The sequence below is a fragment of the Phytohabitans houttuyneae genome, assembly GCF_011764425.1.
In the GTDB taxonomy this organism is placed as follows: Bacteria; Actinomycetota; Actinomycetes; order Mycobacteriales; family Micromonosporaceae; genus Phytohabitans; species Phytohabitans houttuyneae.
The window spans coordinates 4,561,314-4,583,107 of sequence record NZ_BLPF01000001.1; the positions used below are offsets into that span (position 1 = coordinate 4,561,314).

General features: G+C 71.6%; 20 protein-coding genes and 3 pseudogenes. 15 read left to right on the plus strand and 8 right to left on the minus strand.

The genetic code is table 11. The features are described from left to right. Window positions 1–29 precede the first annotated feature (29 nt). The 3 genes from Phou_RS21060 to Phou_RS21070 are packed head-to-tail and all read right to left on the minus strand — an operon-like array spanning window position 30 to window position 4,132. A complete protein-coding gene (locus Phou_RS21060; RefSeq protein ID WP_173057591.1) occupies window positions 30–3,404 on the minus strand; it encodes an ATP-binding protein in 3,375 nt (1,124 codons plus the stop codon). Between the two features lie 34 nt (window positions 3,405–3,438). Beyond that, window positions 3,439–3,801 (minus strand): hypothetical protein, encoded by a 363-nt coding sequence (locus Phou_RS21065; RefSeq protein ID WP_173057592.1) that lies wholly within the window; start codon window positions 3,799–3,801, stop codon window positions 3,439–3,441. Between the two features lie 16 nt (window positions 3,802–3,817). Then, window positions 3,818–4,132, minus strand: a complete 315-nt coding sequence (locus tag Phou_RS21070) for a hypothetical protein (RefSeq protein ID WP_173057593.1) — start codon at window positions 4,130–4,132, stop codon at window positions 3,818–3,820. Window positions 4,133–4,441: 309 nt separating this feature from the next. Between Phou_RS21070 and folP the strand changes: the two genes are divergently transcribed. The 4 genes and pseudogenes from folP (at window position 4,442) to Phou_RS21090 (ending at window position 6,706) form a co-directional block, all read left to right on the plus strand. Further along, the gene (folP, locus tag Phou_RS21075) at window positions 4,442–5,317 is read left to right on the plus strand and encodes a dihydropteroate synthase (RefSeq protein WP_173057594.1); all 876 of its coding nucleotides are present in this window, start codon (window positions 4,442–4,444) and stop codon (window positions 5,315–5,317) included. Further along, window positions 5,310–5,672: a dihydroneopterin aldolase gene (gene folB / locus Phou_RS21080; RefSeq protein ID WP_173057595.1), complete on the plus strand. Its 363-nt coding sequence runs from the start codon at window positions 5,310–5,312 to the stop codon at window positions 5,670–5,672. The genes folP and folB overlap by 8 nt, the downstream gene beginning before the upstream one ends. Beyond that, window positions 5,669–6,192: pseudogene (folK, locus tag Phou_RS21085) on the plus strand (2-amino-4-hydroxy-6-hydroxymethyldihydropteridine diphosphokinase). Before folB ends, folK begins: the two are co-directional and overlap by 4 nt. Before the next feature lie 47 nt (window positions 6,193–6,239). Further along, window positions 6,240–6,706: pseudogene (locus Phou_RS21090) on the plus strand (DUF3180 domain-containing protein). Between the two features lie 379 nt (window positions 6,707–7,085). Here Phou_RS21090 and Phou_RS52825 read toward each other — a convergent pair. Together Phou_RS52825 and Phou_RS52830 are read right to left on the minus strand one after the other, a co-directional pair. Then, complete coding sequence (locus tag Phou_RS52825; RefSeq protein WP_246273648.1) at window positions 7,086–7,442, minus strand: hypothetical protein; 357 nt, start codon at window positions 7,440–7,442, stop codon at window positions 7,086–7,088. A gap of 89 nt (window positions 7,443–7,531) precedes the next feature. Beyond that, entirely contained in the window at window positions 7,532–8,095 is a 564-nt protein-coding gene (locus Phou_RS52830) for a hypothetical protein (protein ID WP_246273649.1), read from the minus strand. 99 nt (window positions 8,096–8,194) lie between these two features. On the opposite strand from Phou_RS52830, the gene Phou_RS21100 reads away from it, so the two are divergent. Together Phou_RS21100 and Phou_RS21105 are read left to right on the plus strand one after the other, a co-directional pair. Beyond that, window positions 8,195–8,503: a hypothetical protein gene (locus Phou_RS21100; RefSeq protein WP_173057596.1), complete on the plus strand. Its 309-nt coding sequence runs from the start codon at window positions 8,195–8,197 to the stop codon at window positions 8,501–8,503. Between the two features lie 51 nt (window positions 8,504–8,554). After that, window positions 8,555–9,052 carry a hypothetical protein gene (locus Phou_RS21105; RefSeq protein ID WP_173057597.1) on the plus strand — a complete coding sequence of 166 codons (498 nt, stop codon included), beginning with the start codon at window positions 8,555–8,557 and terminating at the stop codon, window positions 9,050–9,052. Between the two features lie 111 nt (window positions 9,053–9,163). Here the strand turns inward: Phou_RS21105 and Phou_RS21110 are convergent, their stop codons facing one another. Further along, a complete protein-coding gene (locus tag Phou_RS21110) occupies window positions 9,164–10,165 on the minus strand; it encodes an ABC transporter ATP-binding protein (protein WP_246273650.1) in 1,002 nt (333 codons plus the stop codon). Between the two features lie 2 nt (window positions 10,166–10,167). On the opposite strand from Phou_RS21110, the gene Phou_RS21115 reads away from it, so the two are divergent. From Phou_RS21115 to Phou_RS21130, 4 genes are all read left to right on the plus strand, one after another. Beyond that, window positions 10,168–10,857 carry an ABC transporter permease gene (locus tag Phou_RS21115; protein WP_173057599.1) on the plus strand — a complete coding sequence of 230 codons (690 nt, stop codon included), beginning with the start codon at window positions 10,168–10,170 and terminating at the stop codon, window positions 10,855–10,857. After that, window positions 10,854–11,585, plus strand: coding sequence for an ABC transporter permease (locus tag Phou_RS21120; protein ID WP_173057600.1), 732 nt, complete (start codon window positions 10,854–10,856; stop codon window positions 11,583–11,585). Before Phou_RS21115 ends, Phou_RS21120 begins: the two co-directional genes overlap by 4 nt. A gap of 173 nt (window positions 11,586–11,758) precedes the next feature. Further along, window positions 11,759–12,742 (plus strand): glycine betaine ABC transporter substrate-binding protein, encoded by a 984-nt coding sequence (locus Phou_RS21125; protein ID WP_246273651.1) that lies wholly within the window; start codon window positions 11,759–11,761, stop codon window positions 12,740–12,742. A 252-nt stretch (window positions 12,743–12,994) separates the two neighbouring features. After that, window positions 12,995–14,266: a hypothetical protein gene (locus Phou_RS21130; RefSeq protein WP_173057602.1), complete on the plus strand. Its 1,272-nt coding sequence runs from the start codon at window positions 12,995–12,997 to the stop codon at window positions 14,264–14,266. A gap of 4 nt (window positions 14,267–14,270) precedes the next feature. Here Phou_RS21130 and Phou_RS21135 read toward each other — a convergent pair whose 3' ends face one another. Then, window positions 14,271–15,422, minus strand: a complete 1,152-nt coding sequence (locus tag Phou_RS21135; RefSeq protein WP_173057603.1) for an NADH-quinone oxidoreductase subunit D — start codon at window positions 15,420–15,422, stop codon at window positions 14,271–14,273. Then, window positions 15,397–16,356, minus strand: a complete 960-nt coding sequence (locus tag Phou_RS21140; RefSeq protein ID WP_173058715.1) for an SAM-dependent methyltransferase — start codon at window positions 16,354–16,356, stop codon at window positions 15,397–15,399. The genes Phou_RS21135 and Phou_RS21140 overlap by 26 nt, the downstream gene beginning before the upstream one ends. 154 nt (window positions 16,357–16,510) lie before the next feature. On the opposite strand from Phou_RS21140, the gene Phou_RS21145 reads away from it, so the two are divergent. The 5 genes and pseudogenes from Phou_RS21145 to nadC all read left to right on the plus strand — a co-directional run bounded on the left by Phou_RS21145 (window position 16,511) and on the right by nadC (window position 21,793). Then, the gene (locus Phou_RS21145; protein WP_173057604.1) at window positions 16,511–17,377 is read left to right on the plus strand and encodes a Rossmann-like and DUF2520 domain-containing protein; all 867 of its coding nucleotides are present in this window, start codon (window positions 16,511–16,513) and stop codon (window positions 17,375–17,377) included. Beyond that, a complete protein-coding gene (panC, locus tag Phou_RS21150) occupies window positions 17,374–18,207 on the plus strand; it encodes a pantoate--beta-alanine ligase (RefSeq protein WP_173057605.1) in 834 nt (277 codons plus the stop codon). The genes Phou_RS21145 and panC overlap by 4 nt, the downstream gene beginning before the upstream one ends. Window positions 18,208–18,309: 102 nt before the next feature. Further along, window positions 18,310–19,218, plus strand: a complete 909-nt coding sequence (locus Phou_RS21155) for a septum formation family protein (RefSeq protein ID WP_173057606.1) — start codon at window positions 18,310–18,312, stop codon at window positions 19,216–19,218. Window positions 19,219–19,291: 73 nt separating this feature from the next. Then, window positions 19,292–20,921 (plus strand): annotated as a pseudogene (locus tag Phou_RS21160) (L-aspartate oxidase). Then, complete coding sequence (nadC, locus tag Phou_RS21165; RefSeq protein ID WP_173057607.1) at window positions 20,918–21,793, plus strand: carboxylating nicotinate-nucleotide diphosphorylase; 876 nt, start codon at window positions 20,918–20,920, stop codon at window positions 21,791–21,793. The pseudogene Phou_RS21160 and the gene nadC overlap by 4 nt, the downstream one beginning before the upstream one ends. The last annotated feature ends 1 nt before the right edge of the window (window position 21,794 follow it).

The window sequence follows — 21,794 nt, forward strand, 5'->3', positions numbered from 1 at the left end:
GAAGTAGCGCGGTCGCCCGCCGTACCACTTCACACCTCCGTGTCGGGCGTGCCGATGGGCAGGTTCGACTGGGGCGCGGCGGCGCCTGTTGGTGTGGTGTCCAAGTGGTCGAGCAACCCCTCCACGTACGACACGTCGACTCGTACCTTCTGTACGCGCCCATCCACGTCTCGCATGACGAACTCCCGGAAGCCCAGCCGCGACGATGACGATGTGTCCACGTTGGACAGTGACGCCAGGGTCGCCTCGTACCCGTCGTTGACCGGCACCCGCAGCAGCCGCAGGGCCTCGGAGGCGATCTCCACGTCCTCGGCGATCCGGCCGACGAACACTGTGGAGACGAGGTTCTGAACGTCGAGCCCGAGGATGTCGCGGGGGTTCTGCGAGGCCACGAGCGCGGACAGGTTCCACTTTCGGGAGTCGCGGGCGAGGCGGACAAGGAACGACCGGCCGGAGCGCCAGCCCTCCATGAAATGCGCCTCGTCCAGGCCGACCATCTTTCGCGACGACATCGAGCCGCCGTAGCAGCGGCGTACCGCGAGGCGGTGCGCCGTGTGCAGCATCGGGAGTGCGAGCGCCTCCTCGGCCGACCAGTACTCGCGCTCGATCTTCAGGTCCGGAAGGCGGAGGCCGGCCATCGTGATCACGGTTAGCGCGGCGTCGGCGCCGAGCAGGCCCTCGGGCGGGCGTCCGAAGAAGAGCAGCGCGAGTGGCATCTCGGCGGTGTCGAGCAGGAGGTTGGCGAGCTCCCTGCCGTTGTGGTCGTCGAGCCCGGACAGGCAGGCGACCACGTCATCCAGTGTGGACGTCTCCTCCGCCGGCACCTGCCGCACGGCGTGGCGCAGCAGCGTGGCCGTGGAGGCCTCGCGGGCGACCTGTGGCGGCACGAGCATCGAGCAGATGTCCTGTACGAGCATGCGCCGCTCGGCCCGTGCGTTCGACACGGCGATCTCGAACTCGCGGTCGCCCGTGGGGCCGGCCGGAAACTCCGACCGCAGCGGCGTCGGGATCAGCGAGTACGGCGCCAGCGTGCCGTGCTCCGAACCGGTCAGGTTGAGCACGCGGGAGTAGGGGCGCAGCTCCGGCATCGAGCAGAGCCGGGCGAGCGGGCCGGACGGGTCGAGGAGCGTGACCTGCACGCCGCGGCGGGCGGCCAGGTAGCCCAGCGCACCGAGCAGTGTGGACTTTCCACCGCCCGGCTCGGCGACGAAGACGGCGAGGCCGGAGCGCTCGCGTACCTCCATCGGGAAGTGCAGGTCCAGGAAGACCGGGCGGCGGCAGGTGCCGGCGGTGCGGCCGATGAGGTCGCCGCGGCGGTCGCCCACCGTGGACGCGGCCTGCGGCAGCGCGGCGGCGAGCAGCTTGACCGGCATGCGGCGGATGTAGCCGGTGTTGGCGACCGGCTCGCCCGGGATGAACTCGCGAGCCAGCCAGTCCTGGTTTTTCGGGTGCTGCAGGGAGATGCGAAGCTCGCGCGAGTACAGCTGGATGAGCCGGCGGGCCCGCTCCAGGCACTCCTCGCGGGTGCGGCCGCCGACGGCGATGCGGTGCCAGCCGTGCGCGCGGGCCGACTCCACCGGCAGGCCGGTGGTCATCTCGTCGCCGATGACGAGGGCGCGCTTGGCCAGGCGCTCCAGCTCGGGCGGGGCGTCGATGCCGTGCTCGGCGTAGTCGAGCTGCTGCGAGCGGATCATCCGCAGGCGGTGCTCGAGGTTTTTGAACGAGTCGCCGGAACCCAGCACGTCCACTCTGGACGACAGCTCCATCGGCCACGGGAGGCGCTCGTGGAAGTGGAGCCACGGCTCGTGCCGCTCGGGGATCTCCAGCGGCTCCATCCGGCCGACCGCGAGGACGGCGACGTGCCGCTCCTCGCCGGTCATGCGGTTGACCAGCTTGACCGTCGACCCGTACGGCGTGCGATAGCGCTCGATCTGCTCGGTCAGCGCGAGCAGGTCGCCGCGCTCCCACTGGCCGTCGGTCACCGGTGAGAGCGCGGTGGGCGGCGCCATGCAGAGGGCGACCGAGCGGTACAGCAGCCACTCCAGCTCGTGCGTGGAGACCTGGCGCCCGCGCATGCCGAACGCGCCGAGCACCTCGTCGAACTGCTCGACCGTGCGCCCCAGCTTGCGCCGCTCACCCTCGGCGACACCCTTGCCGAAGGCGCGCAGCAGCCGCTCCACCAGCGAGTCGCCGAGCTTGCGCCGGGCGAACGTCACGCCGAGGTACGTCTGGCCCTCCGCGTGGTTGACGGAGAGCAGGTGGCGCTGCGCGGCGACGAGGTGGTCGGACCAGGAGGTGGCGCCGGACACGCCGCCGAGCGGGTGCGGCGTGTGCGCGTCGAGCGTGCGGGCCCACTCGTCCGCCGGGAAGGGGCGGGTGGTGCGGCGCAGGTGCAGGCGGAAGCCGGCGAGGCCCGCGTACTGCTCGGAGATCGCGGACAGCAGCGCCTCGCGCTCGGCGTCCGGCCGGAACGCCCACCGCACCTCGGGCAGCCAGTACCACGCGGTGACCGTGTTGGGCGTGAATGTGAGGTGACCGGCGATCTCGGTGATCGCCAGGTTGACGGCGGGGTCGCGGTCGGCGAACTTGATCTTCGGCGGGCGGACCGGCTTGGTGCGTGGCGCGACCTCCTGCTGCCGCTTCCGCACCTCCTTGCGGGGGCGCGGCGGCTCCTCGCGCGGCCGGCGCTCCTCCGGCCGGCGGCGGGTGGTCGCGGGCTCGGCCGGCAGGCGCCGGGCCGGGGGCTCGGCCGCGGGCTCGCGCACCGCGGGCAGGTTGACCGGCTCAAGCTCCGATTCAGCTGCCGCATGGCGTGGCGGGCGCTCCGTGCGCGCGGGCGGCCGCGTCGCGGTCGGTGGTCCAGCTTCCTCATCTGGTACGGGCCGTGCCTCCCCGGCATCGGACGGTGAGCCGATCGACTCCGTCCCGATCCCGTGCCCGCCCACGCCGTTTGTGAACGCCTCGGTGGGCGGCGGTGGCTCGACCGGCCGCGGGGAGGACTCGACGGCCGGTGCCTCGATCGGCCGGCGCCGGGGCTCGGCGGGCGGCTCGACGGGGCGGCGCAGCGGCTCGGCCACGCGCCGTGCGGCCGGCGGGCGCGTCGCCGCGGCGCGGGGCGGTGCGGGACGCCCTGGAGATCCCGAGAAGAGGTCGAGGAAGGGCGAGTCGATGTCGGCGTGCTCACCCTCGCCGCGGCCCTGCGGGCCGGCCCCGCCGGCGGGCCGGCGGGGGGCGTGGGGCGCCTGGAAGACTGCCACCGCACCGTGGTCGGGGCTGGTGACGAGGTCGTCGGCGTCCTCATCCACCTCGGACACTGGGTAGTCGGACGGTCGCGCACCGTTACCACGAGTGTCAGCCGGCATGCCGACCGGACGAGGGGTGCCCGGTGTGGAGGGTGGGGTCATGCCATCACTCCGCACATGAGGCCATAAGTGCCGCTCATACAAGCTCCTCCCGGACCCGGATCCGGGTCGCGACCAGGCGAGGGTCGCGCTGCTCGGTGGCGGGCTCGCGGGTACGCCGCCAGTCGGTGAGTGCGGTACGGACCACCATGCGCGCCGGCCGGTCGGGATCGACGTACCTGAAGATGAAGGACGTCGTCACGACGGCGAGCGCGATCTCCCATGCCGGGAACAGTTCCACGTCGAACGTGAACAGGTAATGAATGAACATGAAGAGCGGGACAAGCAGCATGAAGACGCCGTACTGCGCGTACGGAAGGTGGACGGGCAACGTGTACCCGGGCGGGCCCAGGTACACCAGGCGAGCCCGGTAGATGTCGTCGTCGGTACGCAGCCGCATAAGTGAACCCGCGAACCTACTCGAAGATCAGGTCGATGAGGTAGTCACCGACGAAGAACAGGGTTGCCGCACCCGCGATGAACGCGAGGCCGACGATGGCGATCGCCGAACTCGTCAAAACCTTCGATATCTCACCCTTGCTCGCCCGGCCGATAAAGATCACGCCGAGGACGGCCAGCAGGATCGGTGCGATCTTGCTGGCGAAGAAGGTGACGATGTTTTCGGTGGCGATGCCCTTGGGCTCTGGCTCCGCCGCCGGTATCAGCGCGAGCACGTCTGCCGCGTGCGTGGCAGTGCTCCACGCCGCTGCGACGAGCTCTGTGGTGTTCATTGGAAGAGACCTCCCCGATGCGCGTCCGTCGACGGTGGGAGTTGGCGGATCGCCCCATCACTCTGTGTCTGCGGTGTCACCACGTACGGGTGAACTTTCCTGGGCGTTTTGTCCTGGTTTAGCCCATCTCCTCAAGCTATGACGTCTGAATGATGCGCAATTGCAAAGCGTACGGGGCACCCCCTTTCTGCCAAGCTACGAAGCTCGTGGCCCGTGGTACCGGCGTGGCTGATGGTATCCGTTCTCGAACATGTGTGCTAATCCGGGGCGCCGAGCAGGCGTTCTGTCGCCGGTCGGTACCGTCTATTCGTGACAGAATCACGCCCAGCCACGGGAGCGGTTGATCTCCTGCGGTCGGCGCGTCCCGTCGTGATCGGGGTTCTGAACGTAACGCCCGACTCTTTCTCCGATGGCGGACGCTATGTGCGCCGTTCCGACGCCGTCCGGCACGGGATCGAGATGCGCGACCAGGGTGCCGATCTCATCGACATCGGCGGCGAGTCGACCCGGCCGGGAGCCGAGCGTGTCGACGCGGAGACCGAGGTCAGCCGCGTTATCCCGGTCATTCGTGAGCTGGCCGCGGCGGGCGTGCCCCTGAGTATCGACACGAGCCGCGCGAGCGTCGCCGCGGCCGCCCTGGACGCCGGCGCGGCGGTTGTCAACGACGTGTCGGGCGGACTCGCCGACCCGGCCATGGCCGGTGTGGTCGCCGAGGCCGGCTGCCCCTGGATCCTGATGCACTGGCGGGGACACTCGAGGCGCATGCAGGACCTCGCGACGTACGGCGACGTGGTCACCGAGGTCCGTGCCGAGCTGGCCGAGCGGGTCGACGAGGCCCTGGCCGCCGGCGTCCGCCCCGACCGGCTCGTGATCGACCCCGGGCTGGGCTTCGCCAAGAAGGCCGAGCACAACTGGCAGCTCACCCGCCGCCTCGGCGAGTTGCTCACGCTCGGTTACCCGTTGCTCTTCGCGGCGAGTCGCAAGTCGTACCTCGGCTCCCTGCTGGCCGACCCGGACGGCACGCCCCGCCCGGCCGGCGAGCGGGAGGCCGCCACGGTCGCCACGAGCGTGCTGGCGGCGGCGGCCGGCGCCTGGGGCGTGCGGGTGCACGACGTCCGCGGCACCGTCGACGCGCTCAGGGTCTGGGCGGCTTCCGGCGCACCACGGCTGGCCCGCGATGACTGACCGCATCGAGCTCTCGGGCCTGCGGGCGCGCGGCCACCACGGCGTGTACGACTTCGAGCGCGAGCGCGGCCAGGACTTCCTGGTCGACGTGGCGCTGGAGGTCGACCTCGCCCCGGCCGCGCGCTCCGACGACGTGGCCGACACCATCCACTACGGCGAGCTTGCCGAGCGGCTCGTGGCCGTGGTCGGTGGCGAGCCGGTCAACCTGATCGAGACGCTGGCCGAGCGCCTGGCCGAGGTCTGCCTGGCCGATCCGCGGGTCGAGGCGGCCACCGTCACCGTGCACAAGCCGCAGGCCCCGATCCCGCACGAGTTCGCCGACGTCGCGGTCACGATCACCCGGCGGCGTCCGTGACCAGGGCCGTCCTGTCGCTGGGCAGCAACCTCGGCGACCGCGTCGCACACCTGCGCGCCGCTGTCCGGGAGCTTGAGGACGTGCTGCTCGTCGCCTCCGGCGTGTACGAGACGCCGCCGTGGGGCGACGACGACCAGCCGCCTTACCTCAATGCCGCCTTGCTCGTCCAGGACCCGGCTGCCACCCCCGCGACTGGCTGTACCGCGCCCGGGGCCTCGAGGAGAAGGCGGGCCGGGTGCGCGACCCGGACCGGCGGTTCGGACCCCGCACGCTCGACGTCGACGTGATCGCGGTCTGGTCCGAGGAGGGTGAGCCGGTGGTGCGGGACGACCCGGAGTTGACGCTGCCGCATCCCCGCGCGCACCTGCGGGCGTTCGTCCTCCGGCCGTGGATCGACATCGAGCCCTACGGCCAGCTGCCCGGCCACGGCTGGCTCACCGACCTGCTCAACGCCGAACCGCTCGCGTCGGACGCCCTCGCGATCAGCCCCCGGCCGGACCTCCGGTTAGAGTCGAGCTGATGGAACCGGAGTCTCCACCGCGCGGCTCCACGCCGCCGGGGCCGCGAATGGGACCGACCCGACCTGCCACGCTGGTGGTGGCCGGCTTGGCAGCGGCGGCCGTGGCGTGGTGGATGATCAGCAGCTTCTACGGCGAGATTCCGCGGCTGCCGTGGTTGCCGACCGTGACGCTGGCGGCACTTGCCGTGCTGGAGGCGTACGTCGCGGTCAACACGCGGCAGCGGATCGAGCGGCGCCCCGGCCGTGAGCCCGTCGACCCCTCGCGGTGGCCCGATTCGTCGTGCTCGCCAAGGCGTCCTCGCTCGCCGGCGCGATCTTCGCGGGGTTCTACGCGGGGCTCGTGGGCTGGCTGTTCCTTGAGCGGACGCGTGCGGCCGACAACGACATACCCGCCGCGACCGCGGGCCTCGTTGCCTCGCTCGCGCTCGTCGGCGCGGCGCTGTGGCTGGAGCGCTCCTGCCGCGTGCCGAAGCGCCCGGACGATGACAACGAGTCTGATACGTCAGACAACTAGGGCAACCCCGGGTCCTTGGCAGACACTGGGGGTGACGTGCCCCTGTATTCCCGAGTACGGTGCGGCTGACTGGCTTCAATCCGCCGCGCGTCCTGATCCGTACAGCTAGGCGGCGCGAAGCCAGGCTGAACGACCACAGGAGGCGCGCGAGATGGCGTACGACGATCCGGCCTACCGTCGGCGTGACAACGGCGGTACGGGCACCGGCGGCCTGCGGGAAGACTCGCGCTTCGGTTCGGACACCGGCTTCGGCGGCACCCCCTCGTACCAGACCGGCAGCTTTCCGGTGGCCGGCGAGTTCCGCGAGCCCGACGCGATGGAGCTGACCCAGCGCCGCGCCGTCTCGCAGGCCGAGCTCGACGACGTCTTCGAGGACCCCTCACACGGCGACCCCGGACGCGACCGCATGGCGGTTCACGTGGTCTGGGAGATCCTGCTCCTCCTGGCCGCCGGCGGCGTGGCCTTCCTGCTGTACCGCGACGACTCGGACGCGCTCCGCGGCGCCGCGCTCGACCAGTTGCTGGTGCTCGCCGCCGGCCTCGGCCTCCTCGCCATCGGTGCCAGCCTCACGCTCCGCGCCGGCGCGCCCAACCTGGCCCTCGGCCCGATCGCGGTCGGGGCCGCCCTCCACTTCGCGGAGCAAGGCGACCGGGGCGTGCTCGTCGCGGCCGCCGAGGCCGTGGTCGCCGCGGGCCTGCTCGGCCTGCTGATGGCGATCGTCGTCGGCGCGCTCCACGTGCCCGGCTGGGTGGTCACCCTCGCCGGCGCGCTGGCCGCGATGGTCTTCATCCAGCAGCGCGGCGCCCCGGTCAACCTGCAGGGCGACTACGACCCGAGCGGCCAGGCGCTGTACCTCTTCGGCGGGGTGGCCGCGGTCTCCGTTCTCGGCGGTCTCATCGGCATGATCAAGCCGGTGCGGCGGGCGATCGGCCGGTTCCGGCCGATCAGCGACCCGGCGCACCGCCGCGGCGGCCTGGCCGCGGTGCTGACCGGCGGGGCGCTGGTCGTCTCCAGCTCGCTCGCCGCGGTCGGCGGCGTCCTCCTCGTGGCCGGCCAGGACGCGCCGGTGGTGCCCTCGCCGGGCCTGGACTGGACCGCCTTCGCGATCGGCGCCGCCCTGCTCGGCGGTGCCAGCGCCTTCGGCCGGCGCGGCGGCGTGTTCGGCACGATCCTGGCAGCCGTGCTCATCACCCTCTTCCTCCGGTACGAGGACGCGATGGACTGGGACATCTCCAGCCTCGCCATCGCCGGTGGCGTCCTGATCGTGGGCGTGGTCGTGACGAGGATCGTGGAGACGTACGGCCGGCCCCGCACCCGCGACGACAGCCTGGACGAGGACGAGTGGACCGAGCCCGACCCGCCGACCACGAGCTGGACCACCGGCCGCACCGACTCCTGGGCCACACCCCTGCCGACCCAGTCGACCGCCCCCGCACGGACCCCTGGGACAGCGACAGGTGGGGGACCAGCGGCCGCTAAGCTCGCGGTATGCCCGAGGCCACGTTCGCTGAGCTGGATGCCCTGTCCACAGAGGAGCTGCGGGAGCGGGCTTTCGCCCACGCCCGCCGCCGCATGGACGTGGGTTTCTTCTGGTCCGTGCTCAAGCACCTGCCGGACGCAGACGAGGCGACCGTGCTCGACGGCTCGCCCAACTCGGTGGGTCCGACGATCGACGAGGCCGTGGCGCTGTGGCGGGAGTTCACCGGTCACGGGGACTACGACGCCGAGTCCGAGCCGCTGCTCCGCGCGGCGTTCATCGACTATTTGCTGAAGCACCAGGACGAAGCGCCGAAATAACGAAATAGCGACAGGTTTGAGTGTCGCTGCGCGCTGGGCATTTATGGCGCCATGGCTCTTACGACCACCCGTTACAAGACCACGACGGGCGCGGGCACACTCGCGGCGCTCATCCTGGTCCTTGTCTTCGGCAGCCCCTGGTACGGGGACTGGGTCGAGGACAACACCAACGCGAGCACGGCGGGCGGCTGGTTCCTGCGACTGCTGGCCTGGCCGGCATGGCGGTTCGACTCCGATGAGCGGGTTCAGGACCTCCTCTCCACCAACCTCCGGGCGATCCTTGTGGTCATCCTCACCGCACTGTTCCTCTACGCTCTGCCCGGCTCGCAGCTGGCCCGGGCTCGCGGGACACTCAGCCAGTTCTTCGCCGGGTGGTCCGCATACATCTTCGCCGGCGCCTTCGCGTCGCTGATCGCCGCGTTGGTCCACTCCAACCCGACGCTGCTCGGCGCGTTCCAGGCTGCCGGCTCCGGCGCGACGTACGGCCTGTTCGTCGGCTGGATCATCGGTGTCGCCTGCCTCGGAGGCTGGCGCGGCCGAGCCGCTTGACGTTTCCTTTATCCCTCCCCGGTCAAGGGGCCCCCGCATTTGCAGATGCGGGGGTCCCTTGACGTTTTTTGATTCCGAGGACGTTGGATCCGCTCCAGGCCGCGAGGGTTACTACTGCTCGGCGGGGTAGTCGATGCTCAGCAGGCGGTGGCGGGTCAGGAGGCCGACCGGCTCGTCGCCGTCGGTGACGCGCAGGTAGTCGGAGTTGGTCACCAGCATCGTGGCGAGCGCGTCGTAGAGCGACGTGCCGAGCGCGGTGGCCGGATACTCGCCGTTGTCACCGTCCAGCGGCTCCAGCATGTCGCGGGTGACCGGCGTCACGGCGAGGCGGCGGATGCCGCGGTCGGCTCCCACGAACTCCCGGACGAACGGCGAGGCCGGGCGGCCCAGCAGGTCGGCGGGGGAGTCGTACTGCTCGAGCTTGCCGCCCTGCGACAGCACCGCGATCCGGTCGCCGAGCCGCACCGCCTCGTCGAGGTCGTGGGTGACCAGCACGATCGTCTTGCGGACGTCGGCCTGCAGCCGCAGAAACTCCTCCTGCAGCCGCCCCCGCACGATCGGGTCCACGGCGGAGAAGGGCTCGTCCATCAGCAGCACGACCGGGTCCGCCGCCAGCGCGCGGGCCACGCCGACGCGCTGCCGCTGCCCGCCGGAGAGCTCCTGCGGGTACCGCTTGCCGAACTTCGCCGGGTCGAGCCCGACCAGCTCCAGCAGCTCGTCCGACCGCTGCCGGACGCGGGCGCGCGACCAGCCGAGCAGCCGGGGAACGGTGCCGACGTTGGCCTGGATCGTCTGGTGGGGAAAGAGTCCGACGTTCTGGATCACGTACCCGATGCGGCGGCGCAGCTCCACCGGGTCGGCGCTGGTGACGTCTTCGCCGTCAAGCATGATCTTGCCGGCGGTAGGCTCGATCAGCCGGTTGACCATGCGCAGCACGGTGGACTTGCCGCAGCCGGACGGTCCGATGAGGACGACAAGCTCGCCGGCGCGCACCTCCAGGCTGAGGTCACCCACGGCGACCGTCCCGTCGGGGTACTGCTTCCGAATCCCGACAAGTTCTATCGGGGCGGCCTTCTTTTCTGCCGAGGCGTCGCCCGTCGCGGTAGCGTCCACGTATGTCCTTCCGGCTCGCTCTTCAGGAGAGCCCGGGAAACCCATGGTTTTCCTGGCAGTACGTGCGGGACAACTCCGACACCATCCTCGCGGCGCTGCGAGAGCACGCGACGCTGACGGCGGAAGCCATGCTGATCGCGACGGTGGTGGCGGTGCCACTGGCCGTCGTGGCGTATTGGTACCGCCCCCTCACCGGCCCGATTCTTGCACTGTCCGGCGTCCTGTACACCATCCCCTCGCTGGCTCTGCTCGCGTTCGTCGCGCCCTACGTCGGCACGACCAACCCCGCGTCCGTGCTGATCGCACTCGTTCTCTACGCGCTGTTGCTGATCGTGCGCAACTCGCTGGCCGGGCTCAACCAGGTGCCGCCGGAGGCGCGTGACGCCGCGCAGGGCATGGGCTACGGGCGGTGGGGCCGGCTCTTCCGCATCGACCTGCCGCTGGCGCTGCCCGGCATCTTCACAGGCCTGCGCCTGGCAACTGTGTCGACGGTCGCGCTGGTGACGGTCGGTGCACTGATCGGGTACGGCGGGCTCGGCGACCTGATCCTGACCGGCTTCCGCAACAACTTCTACAAGGCCGAGATCCTCACCGGCGCGGTTCTCTGCGTCGGCCTGGCGCTCGTGCTGGACCTGCTGCTCGCCACCGCGGGACGGCTGCTGACACCGTGGAGCCGGAGGGGGGCAAGGTGAGGGCGGAAAACCCGTTCCAGCAGGCGGTGACCTGGCTGAACGACCCGCTCAACTGGACGAATCCCGGCGGCATCCTGGACCGCCTCGGCGAGCACCTGTGGATCTCGGCGGCCGCCGTCGCGCTGGGGTGCATGGTCGCCTGGCCGATCGGCATGTGGCTGGGGCACTCGGGCCGGGGTGGCAGCGCGGTTGTGATGATCTCGAACCTGACGCTCGCCATCCCCACGATCGCGTTGCTGACGATCCTCCCGCTGACGTTCCTCGGCTTCGGCAAGCCGCCGGTGGTCGTGGCGCTGGCCGTCTTCGCCGTGCCGCCACTGCTGGCCAATGCGTACACCGGCGTCCGCTCCATCGACCCGGAGGCACGGGACGCGGCCCGCGGCATGGGGCTGTCCGGCTGGCAGGTGCTGGGACGGGTGGAGCTGCCGCTCGCCGTGCCGTACCTGGCCGCCGGCTTCCGTACCGCGTCGGTGCAGGTGGTGGCGACGGCCGCGCTCGCCTCCTTCGTGAACGGCGGCGGGCTCGGCCAGATCATCAGCGCCGGCTTCGGCTTGGGCATCGCGGTCGGCGGCGGCCAGATCCTCGCCGGCGGCATCCTCGTCGCGGTGCTCGCGATCCTTGTCGAGGCGCTCCTGGCCGTCGTCGAGCGGGCGGTCACGCCCAAGCCGCTGCGCCGCGCCCGGGGCCGTGCCGCGCGTCGCGCCGCCGCGGCCACGGGAAACGCCTAAAGCTTTCAACTCGGTGACAACAATCGCGGTTTCTTGTCGGTCCCACCTGACAACATGTTGGCTGAAACCGCGGGCGGCACCAGACCGTCGTCCGCCAGACACGCGGCCGGCCCGCAGAGGGTCGCGCCGGGACACGGAAGGCGGGCAGAATTTTGCGCGCACGTTCACGTCTGGTGCTGGGTGCGGTGAGCGCCCTCGCCGGAGGCATGATCCTCGCAGGATGCGGCGACGAGGGATCGTCGGGCACCGAGGCGCCGGCCACCGGCGCAGCGGGCGCCGGTTGCGCACCAGCGGCGGGCACCCAGCTCGTCGTCCTCGAAGACGACAAAAAGCTACAAAATACGGACAATATCGTGCCGGCCATCAACGCCAAGGCGTCGAAGCCGGAGTTGATAGCGGCACTCGACAAGGTGTCGGCGGCGCTCGACACCACCAAGCTGATCGAGCTCAACAAGGCGGTCGACGTCGACCGCAAGACGCCCAAGGTGGCGGCCGAGGAGTTCGCCACGGCCAATTCGCTCACCACCGGCATCACCAAGGGCCAGGGCGGTCCGATCACCATCGGCGCGGCCAACTTCAGCGAAAACCAGACGCTCGGCGAGCTCTACCGGATCGTGCTGACCGCGGCTGGCTACCAGGCCAAGGTGCAGCAGATCGGTAACCGTGAGCTTTACGAGCCGGCCCTGGAAAAGGGTGAGATCCAGGTCGTCCCGGAGTACGCGGCGACGCTGGCCGACTTCCTCAACGGCAAGGTCAACGGCGCCAGCGCGGCGGCGATCTCCTCGCCCGACCTGGACAAGACGATGGAGGGCCTGAAGACGGTCGGCGACAAGGTCGGCCTCACGTTCGGCGCGCCGTCGGCGGCGCAGGATCAGAACGCGTTCGCCGTCACCAAGGAGTTCGCCGACAAGAACGGCCTGAAGACGCTCTCCGACCTCGCCGCCAAGTGCTCCGGTACCGCCACGATCCTCGGTGGTCCGCCGGAGTGCCCGCAGCGGCCGAAGTGCCAGAAGGGCCTGGAAGAGGTCTACAGCTTCAAGGCCGGCTCCTTCAGTTCGCTGGACGCGGGCGGTCCGCAGACCAAGTCGGCGCTCACCACCGGCACGATCAGCATCGGCCTGGTGTTCTCGTCGGACGGTGCCCTGGCCGCCGGCTGACCTACCACTCACCGGCTGACCTACCACTCAGCAGTGCGTTCCACACGGAACGGTGCGGGGAGACACTTCCCGCACCGTTCCGCCGTCTGGGCCCTCGGTGGTGGTACGAATCGCGGATTTCGGCATGACTCGGGGTAAATAGCCCCGCTTCCTCGTTGTGTTCATGTGACCGTTCCGCCCGCGGAAAGCCCGTCGCCAGATTCCGGGTCCGGCCGTTCCGATTACTCGGAAGTATCGGTAGGCTCCACAGCCATGCCGGCCTCCGCACCGCCATCTGTGCGGCCGAGGCGGCAGTTGCTCGTGGTGGTGTTCTGGGTCGGGGTGGGCCTGGCACCGCTGGCGGCGTTGTTGCTGCTGGTGGGTCAGAGTGCTGGGGCACTCCGGGTGGCCGCCGTCCTCGCCGTGTTCGCAGTCGTGCTCATCGGGCTTTCGATCACGCTGCGGCGTGACGCCGAGACCGTGCGCCTCGACCTCGAAGAGACCCTCCTGGAGGAGATCGACGCCCTGCGCGGCGACGTCCGCAACGACATCGCCACCGCCGCGCGGGCGACGCACAAAGCGTTCGGCGAAAAGCTGCAGGCACTCCACGAGACCGTGCAGGCGCTGCGCGTGCAGATGCAGCTCGACGCGGGCCGGGTGCAAGCCATGCCGCCGCCCGCGCGGGCCGTCGTGGAGCCGCCGCCCCAGGCCGGTTACGGCCGGGCCGCGTACCCGCAGCAGGACGCGCCCGTCGCCACCGGACATGCCGCGATCCCCATGCCGCCCCAGCCCGCGCCCGCCCCTGCCGGCGGCCGCGCCCGGGTGCCCGGCGTCGTGCGGCACACCGAGACGGTCCAGGTCACGACCCGGCAGACGATCGTCGACCAGGGTGACGACCCCGACGCCAGCGGCAAGGTCTACGGCGCCAGTGCGTACGGGGCGAGCGGCTACGGCTCCTCCAGGTCGTTCGGGTCCAACGGGTCATATGGCGACTGGCCGGCGCCCGCGTCGGCACCGCCGGCGCGCACCCGGCGCGCGGCCGAGCCGGACGAGGAGTCCTGGAGCGACCAGCGGCTGCGCGGCGGTGACAGCCGCCGCCCCCGGCCGTACGAGCGGGGCGACGCCGACCCCGGCGAAGACCCACGCTGGGCCGGCATGCGGGCCGGCGACCGGTGGGCGTCCGTGCGCAGCGACGACGGCGTCCGCGAGGTGCGGATGGGCGAGCGGCGGACCGCGATGCACCAGGACGGCAGCGGCAGCGAGATGCGGATCGAGGACCGCTGGGCCTCGGTGCGCCAGGGCGAGCCCCGCCGTGACGACCACCGCGCGGAGTCCGGTTGGGATGGCGGCTACCAGGGCGGCGGCAGCGGGCCGGACCCGTCGTGGTCGCAGGGGAGCTGGGAGCGGCGCGGTGGCGCGAGCGCGCTGCCGGCCGGCGGCATCGAGCCGACCACGTCCTGGGGTCAGCAGCAGTGGGGCACGCCGGAGCGCGAGCCGGTCGGGCGCCGGCGGCGGTACCGCGACGAGGACGACTCGTACCGCTGAGGCGTTACTTGTCGATGTCGCCGACGACGAAGAACATCGAGCCGAGGATCGCGATCAGGTCAGGCACGAGGCAGCCCGGGATGAGCGTGCTGAGCGCCTGCACGTTCGCGTACGAGGCGGTGCGCAGCTTCATCCGCCACGGCGTCTTCTCCCCGCGCGACACAAGGTAGTACCCGTTGATGCCGAGCGGGTTCTCGGTCCACGCGTACGTGTGTCCCTCCGGCGCCTTGACCACCTTGGGCAGCCGCACGTTGACCGGCCCGGTGATCCGGTCGACCCGATCCAGGCACTGCTCGGCGAGGTCGAGCGAGACGTACACCTGGTCCAGCAACACCTCGAACCGCGCGTGGCAGTCGCCCGTCGTACGGGTCACCACGGGCACGTCCAGCTCGCCGTACGCCAGATAGGGCTCGTCGCGGCGCAGGTCGAAGTCGAGCCCGGACGCGCGCGCTACCGGCCCGGACGCGCCGTACGCCGCGGCGTCGGCGGCCGGCAGCACACCCACGCCCACCGTGCGGGCCAGGAAGATCTCGTTGCGCCGGATCAGGTTGTCGAGGTCCGGCAGCCGCCGGCGCACCTGCCCGATCGCCTCGCGGGCCCGCCGGGTCCAGCCGGCCGGCACCTCCTCCTTGAGGCCGCCGACCCGGTTGAACATGAAGTGCATACGGCCGCCGGAGACCTCCTCCATCACGGCCTGCAGCGTCTCCCGCTCCCGGAACGCGTAGAACACCGGCGTGATCGCGCCGATCTCCAGCGGGTACGAACCGAGGAACATGAGGTGGTTGAGCGCCCGGTTGAGCTCGGCCAGCGCGGTGCGCAGCCAGACCGCCCGCTCGGGCACCTCAAGGCCCATCAGCCGCTCGACGGCGAGCACCACGCCGAGCTCGTTGGCAAAGGCGGAGAGCCAGTCGTGCCGGTTGGCCAGCACGATGATCTGGCGGTAGTCGCGCACCTCGAAGAGCTTTTCCGCGCCCCGGTGCATGTAACCGACGATCGGCTCGCAGGAGACCACCCGCTCGCCGTCCAGCACCAGCTTCAGGCGGAGCACGCCATGCGTGGACGGATGCTGCGGCCCGATGTTGAGCACCATGTCCGCGGTGTCCAGCCCGGCCCCGGTCCCAACAGTGACCTCACGTAGGTCCGTCATGCCGGTCATCGTCCCACGTCCCCAGCGCCGGGAGGTCGATGGCGATCGGGTGCAGCAGCCACAAGTGTCCGCCCAGGCCGGCGCGGTCGGTCAGCTCGGCGGCCGCCGACGCCGACGCCAGCGCCCGCACGTAGCCCACCGGGTCCGTCGAGGCCAGCGCGATGGGTGGTCGCGCACCGTCCACACCGAGTGCCCGCAGCGCCTTCCGTTGCGAGACGAGGGTGTACGGCCGCCCGCCGGCCTCGGCCACCGAATCCATCGCCACGTGCGCGGTGATGTCGCAGCTGCCGTCCGGCACCGGCGGCACCTGCCGGCCCGACCGGTACCCGGTCAGCGTCCCGCCCACCGGCCGCTCGCCGAGTACGTGGCCGTAGTCGACCGCCAGCGCGAGCCCGCGTTCCACTGTGGCCACCGCGCCGGCCCACGCGCGGTCCCGGGCGGCACCGACCTCTGCGCGGGGCGAGTCGGGCCACCAGCGGGAGAGCCATTCGAGGTCGGCGGGGGCCGCCGGCGCGCCGGCCGACTCCACACCGGAGCCGTCGACGGTCACGTACCGGCCGTCCTCCACCACATCCAGCGGGACGTTGTCCAGCCACTCGGTGGCCAGCAGAACGCCGGTGATGCCGGCCGGCGGTACCGGCTCCCACGCCACGGACGCGGGGAGGGAAGGGGGCCGGGGCGCCCGGTCGACACCGGTCAGCGACATCCGGGCGGCCAGCTCGGCCGGCGCGGCGTGGCGCAGCGTGGCCAGCAGCTCGCCCCGTCCGGCGCCCACGTCGACCACGTCCAGCCGCTCGGGACGGCCGAGCGCCTCGTCCACCCGGGACACGAGGCGCAGGATCGCCGACGCGAACAGTGGCGAGGCGTGCACGCTGGTCCGGAAGTGTGCCGCCGGCGCGCCGGTGACGAAGAAGCCGCCACCGCCGTAAAGGGCGTCTTCCATCGCGTCGCGCCAGTTCAGGCGCGGTCCAGCCGCTGGCACGAGCCACACCCTACGGGAGGCTCGTGAAAACCTTCACACACTCTGTGAGGGCGAGTTGACCGGGACGCATACTGACGTTGACCGGTACCTAACCTCACGAGGACTGGATCACGTCATGATCGTCGGTGTCATCGGGGCCGGGCGCGTTGGCGCTGTGCTGGGCGCGGCCCTGGCCCGAGCCGGACACACGGTCGTCGCGGCCTCCGGCAGTTCGCCGGCGTCGGTCGCGCGCATCGCCCGACTCCTGCCTGATACGGCCCGTTTGGCACCCGCCGAGGTCACCCGTGCCGCCACCGACCTGCTGCTCATCGCCGTCCCCGATGACGCGATCGGCCCGCTGGTGGCCAGCCTGCCGTTCCACCCGGGGCAGGTCGTGGCGCACACCTCGGGCGCGCAGGGCCTCGCCGTGCTGGCACCGGCCGCCGCACAGGGTGCCCGCCCGCTCGCGCTGCACCCCGCGATGACCTTCGCCGGTACCGGCGACGACCTGTCCCGGCTGCCCGGCACCGCGTACGGCGTGACCGCCCCGCCCGAGCTCCGCGCCCTCGCCACCCGGCTCGTCGCCGACCTGGGCGGGACGCCGGAGTGGGTCGCCGAGACCGACCGCCCGCTGTACCACGCGGCGCTCGCACAAGGCGCAAACCACCTGGTCACGCTCGTCAACGAGGCGGCTGACCGGCTGCGCGACGCCGGGGTGGTGCACCCCGAGTCCGTCCTCGGCCCCCTGCTCCGGGCCGCCCTCGACAACGCCCTGCGGCACGGCGATGCGGCCCTGACCGGCCCTGTCTCTCGGGGTGACGCCGGTACGGTCGCGCGGCACCTGGAGCGGCTCGCCACCGTCGCGCCCGACTCGGTGCCCGCGTACGTGGCGATGGCCCGGCGCACCGCCGACCGCGCGATCGCCGCCGGCCGGCTGCGCCCGATCGACGCCGAGCGCCTCCTCGACGTGCTCGCCAACCCCCGCCAGGAGGTACAAGCGTGACGGCGCTCGTGCACACCCGGGACGAACTGGCCGCCGCCCGTGCCGGGATGACCGGGACCGTGGCCGTGGTGATGACGATGGGCGCGCTGCACGAGGGGCACCGCGCGCTCCTGCGGGCCGCCCGCGAGCAGTCCGACCACGTGATCGCGACGATCTTCGTGAACCCGCTGCAGTTCGGGCCGAACGAGGACTTCGACAGGTACCCCCGCACCCTCGACGCGGACCTCGCCATCTGCGCGGAGGCCGGGGTCGACCTGGTTTTCGCCCCCGACCGCGCCGAGATGTACCCCTCCGGCGAGCCGATGGTCCGGGTCAACCCAGGCCCGCTCGGCGAGCGGCTGGAAGGGGCGAGCCGCCCCGGCTTCTTCCACGGCGTGCTGACCGTCGTGCTCAAGCTGCTGCAGCTCACCCGCGCCGACCTGACGTTCTTCGGCGAAAAGGACTATCAGCAGCTCACGCTCGTACGGCGGATGGTCAGGGACTTTGACGTGCCGGTCCGGGTCGTCGGCGTGCCGACCGTGCGCGAGCCCGACGGCCTCGCACTGTCCAGCCGCAACCGGTACCTGGCACCCGCCGAGCGCCAGGCCGCGCTCACCCTCTCAGCCGCCCTCCGGGCCGGGGTGGAGGCCGCCGCGGAGGGGCGCGACCCCGAGGCCGCCGGCCGGGCGCTCTTCGAGTCGGGTACCGCCAAACTGGACTATTTCGTACTCACCGCACCTGACCTGGGGCAAGCCCCGGCGGAGGGCACCGGCCGGCTGCTCGTGGCCGCCTGGGTGGGCAGCACCCGGCTCATCGACAACGCCACTGTCGAGATTGCGTCACCGACGTAACGTTGAGGAACGTCACTCGCCGGTTGTATCGCAGGAAGTCGGATTTGGCCGGGGTGACGTATGCTCGGCCGTCCGGACAGTGCCCTTGGGGAGGGACGCACGATGCGACGGTGGATCGCCGCGATCGCTTTAGGCGGCGCGACCGCTCTCACGCTCTCCGGCTGCAGCAATCCCGCGGGCGTCGACGGCGACCTGACCGACGACTGGGTGGCGGTGTCCGAGCCCAAGCCCTTCGTGCCGCCGGCCGAGGTCTGCCACAGCGGTGACTACGCCGATGTCGCCTACCTGTCCTCCTTCAACCCCGTCGACTGCGCCACCTCGCACCGGCTCGAGACCGTGCACGTCGGCGAGTTCACCGGCGGCGCCGCCAGCGGTTCCGCGCCGCCGGCGAAGGGCTCCGCCGAGATCCGCGCGGCCTACGCCGAGTGCGACACAAAGGCCAAGGAGTTCGTGGGCAGCGACTGGCGCAACGGCCGGCTGTGGCTGGGCGTCGTGCTTCCCTCGCCGCAGGCGTGGTCCGGCGGCTCGCGGTGGTTCCGCTGCGACATCACCGAGGTGGCCAACGTCGAGGACAACGGCGACACCACGAGCCGCACCGGCAGCGTCAAGGGCGCGCTCAAGTCGGCCTCGCCGCTGTCGCTCGGCTGCTACCAGGTCAAGCTCGCCCGCGACAGCAGCATCGACACGATGCCCGCCGTCCAGTGCACCAAGGATCACAACAGCGAGTTCGTCGGCGTGCACAACGCCCCCGAGGGGGCGTACCCGAGCAAGAGCGCCGACTGGGACAAGCTGCACAACGAGTGCCGCAAGGTCATCGCCAAGTTCGCGGGCGTGCCCAACGACGGCAATCTCAAGTACCGCACCGGCGTCGTCTCGCTGCCCGGCAACGAAGACGAGTGGAAGGGCGGCAACCGGGGCGTCCGCTGCTACCTCTGGCTGAGTGAGCGGAAGGTCAACCGGTCCATGAAGGGCGCGGGACCCAACGGGCTGCCGATCCAGTACGAGAACTGAGCCTGGCGGCTCACTCACTTGGCCCTGATCACAGTCTCCGCCGTGCGCGGGTGCTCGGTGGTTGACTGGTCGGATGGATGTTGCACTGCCAGTGCTACCCAGGCGGCTCGGTGCGCCGCAGCCGGGCTGGTACGAGACCACTGACGTGGTGGTGGTCGGCTCCGGGATCGCCGGGCTGACCGCGGCTCTGCATTTGCGCGAGGCCGGCCTCCACGTCACCGTCGTCACCAAGGTCAACATCGATGACGGCTCCACCCGCTGGGCGCAGGGTGGCATCGCCGCCGTGCTCGACCCGCTCGACACTCCCGCCGCACACGCCGCGGACACGCTCGTCGCCGGCGTCGGCCTCTGCGACCCGGCCGCGGTCGACGTCCTCGTGGAGGAGGGGCCGCTGCGGGTACGCGAGCTGATGCGCCTCGGCGCCGAGTTCGACCGCAACCCGGACGGCTCGCTCATGCTCACCCGCGAGGGCGGCCACCGGGCCAACCGCATCGTGCACGCCGGCGGCGACGCGACCGGTGCCGAGGTACAGCGGGCGCTGCACGCCGCGGTCGGCCGTGACCCCTGGATCCGCTTGGTCGAGCACGCGCTGGTGCTCGACCTGCTCCGCGCGCCGGACGGCCGGGCCTGCGGCATCACGCTGCACGTGCTGGGTGAGGGCAGCGAGGACGGCGTCGGGGCCATCCTCAGCCGGGCGGTCGTGCTGGCCACCGGCGGTATGGGACAGATCTTCTCGGCCACCACCAACCCGTCCGTCTCGACCGGCGACGGGGTGGCTCTCGCGCTGCGGGCCGGTGCGGTGGTCACCGATGTGGAGTTCGTACAGTTCCACCCGACCTCGTTCGTGGGCGGGGAGATCCACGAGACCCAGCGCCCACTGATCTCCGAGGCACTGCGTGGTGAGGGCGCGCACCTTGTCGACGGCGACGGCAGGCGGTTCATGCTCGGGCAGCACGAGCTGGCCGAGCTCGCCCCCGCGACGTGGTCGCCAAGGCCATCCACCGCGTGATGCTCGCCAGCGGCGCCGACCACGTGTACCTCGACGCCCGCCACCTGCCCGACGTACCGCACCGCTTCCCGACGATCACCGCCGCCTGCCTGGCCGCCGGCATCGACCCGACCGTCGACCTGATCCCGGTCGCGCCGGCCGCCCACTACGCGTCCGGCGGTGTGCGTACCGACCTGCGCGGCCGCAGCTCGATCCCGGGCCTGTACGCGTGCGGTGAGGTGGCCTGCACCGGCGTGCACGGCGCCAACCGCCTGGCCAGCAACTCGCTGCTCGAAGGGCTCGTGTTCGCCCGGCGGATCGCCGAGGACGTGGCGCGTGACCTCCCGCCGCAGGCCGAGCCGGCGCCGCTCTCGGGCGAGCCCGGCTGGGTGGTGGGCGAGGACGTCCGCGTGCCGCTGCAGGAGGCGATGACCCGCGGCGCGGGCGTGCTGCGCTCGGCCGACTCGCTCGCCACGGCGGCGAAGGAGCTGACCCGGCTCGGCGGCACCCGCGGCACACCGCGCACGGCGTCGTGGGAGGCGACCAACCTGCTGACGGTGGCGTCGACGCTGGTCGCCGCCGCGTACACCCGGCAGGAGACACGCGGCTGCCACTGGCGCGAGGATTACCCGGCGACCAGTGACGAGTGGCTTGGTCACCTGCTCGGGGGATCGGTCCGGACGGCGAGGTCACTGAGAGCTGGGGGAAGCTGTGAACCAGTCCACTGTGCAGGCCCTGCGTGCGGTCGGCATCGACCCCGCGGACGTGGCGCGCGTGGTGCGCACCGCGCTCGACGAGGATCTCGGCCCTTCCCGCCTGGACGTGACCAGCGTCGCGACGATCCCGGACAGCCAGCTGAACAGCGCTGATCTCGTGGCTCGCGCGGATGGCGTGGTCGCGGGCTTGGCGGTCGCAGCCGCGGTGTTCGAGGAAGTCGATGCCCGTACCAAATGGGAAAGCAAGGCCCACGACGGAGACCGCGTGGCGCGCGGCGCGGTGCTGGCCACGGTCGCCGGCCCGACCCGAGCCCTGCTCACCGCGGAGCGCACGGCGCTCAACCTGCTCTGCCGCATGTCCGGGGTCGCGACACACACCCGGGCCTGGGCGGACGAGCTCGCTGGCAGCAAAGCGACCGTGCTCGACACGCGCAAGACCACGCCGGGGCTGCGCGCGCTGGAAAAGTACGCGGTGCGGGCCGGCGGCGGCACGAACAAACGCATGGGCCTGTACGACGTCGCCATGATCAAGGACAACCACAAGCTGGCGGCGGGCGGGCTGACCGCCGCGTACCGGCGGGTCCGCGAGCTGTTTCCCGACGTGCCCGTGCAGGTCGAGGTGACCACCGTGGCCGAGGCGGTGGAGTCCGTGGAGGCCGGTGCCGACTTCCTGCTCTGCGACAACATGACGCCCGACCTGCTGCGCGAGGTGGTCGAGGCGGTCGGCGACCGGGCCGAGCTGGAGGCCACAGGCGGGCTCACGCTGCAGGTCGCGGCCGAGTACGCGGCGACCGGCGTCGACTACCTCTCGGTGGGGGCCCTCACCCACTCCTCGCCTATCTTGGATATCGCCCTGGACCTGCGCCCGTAAG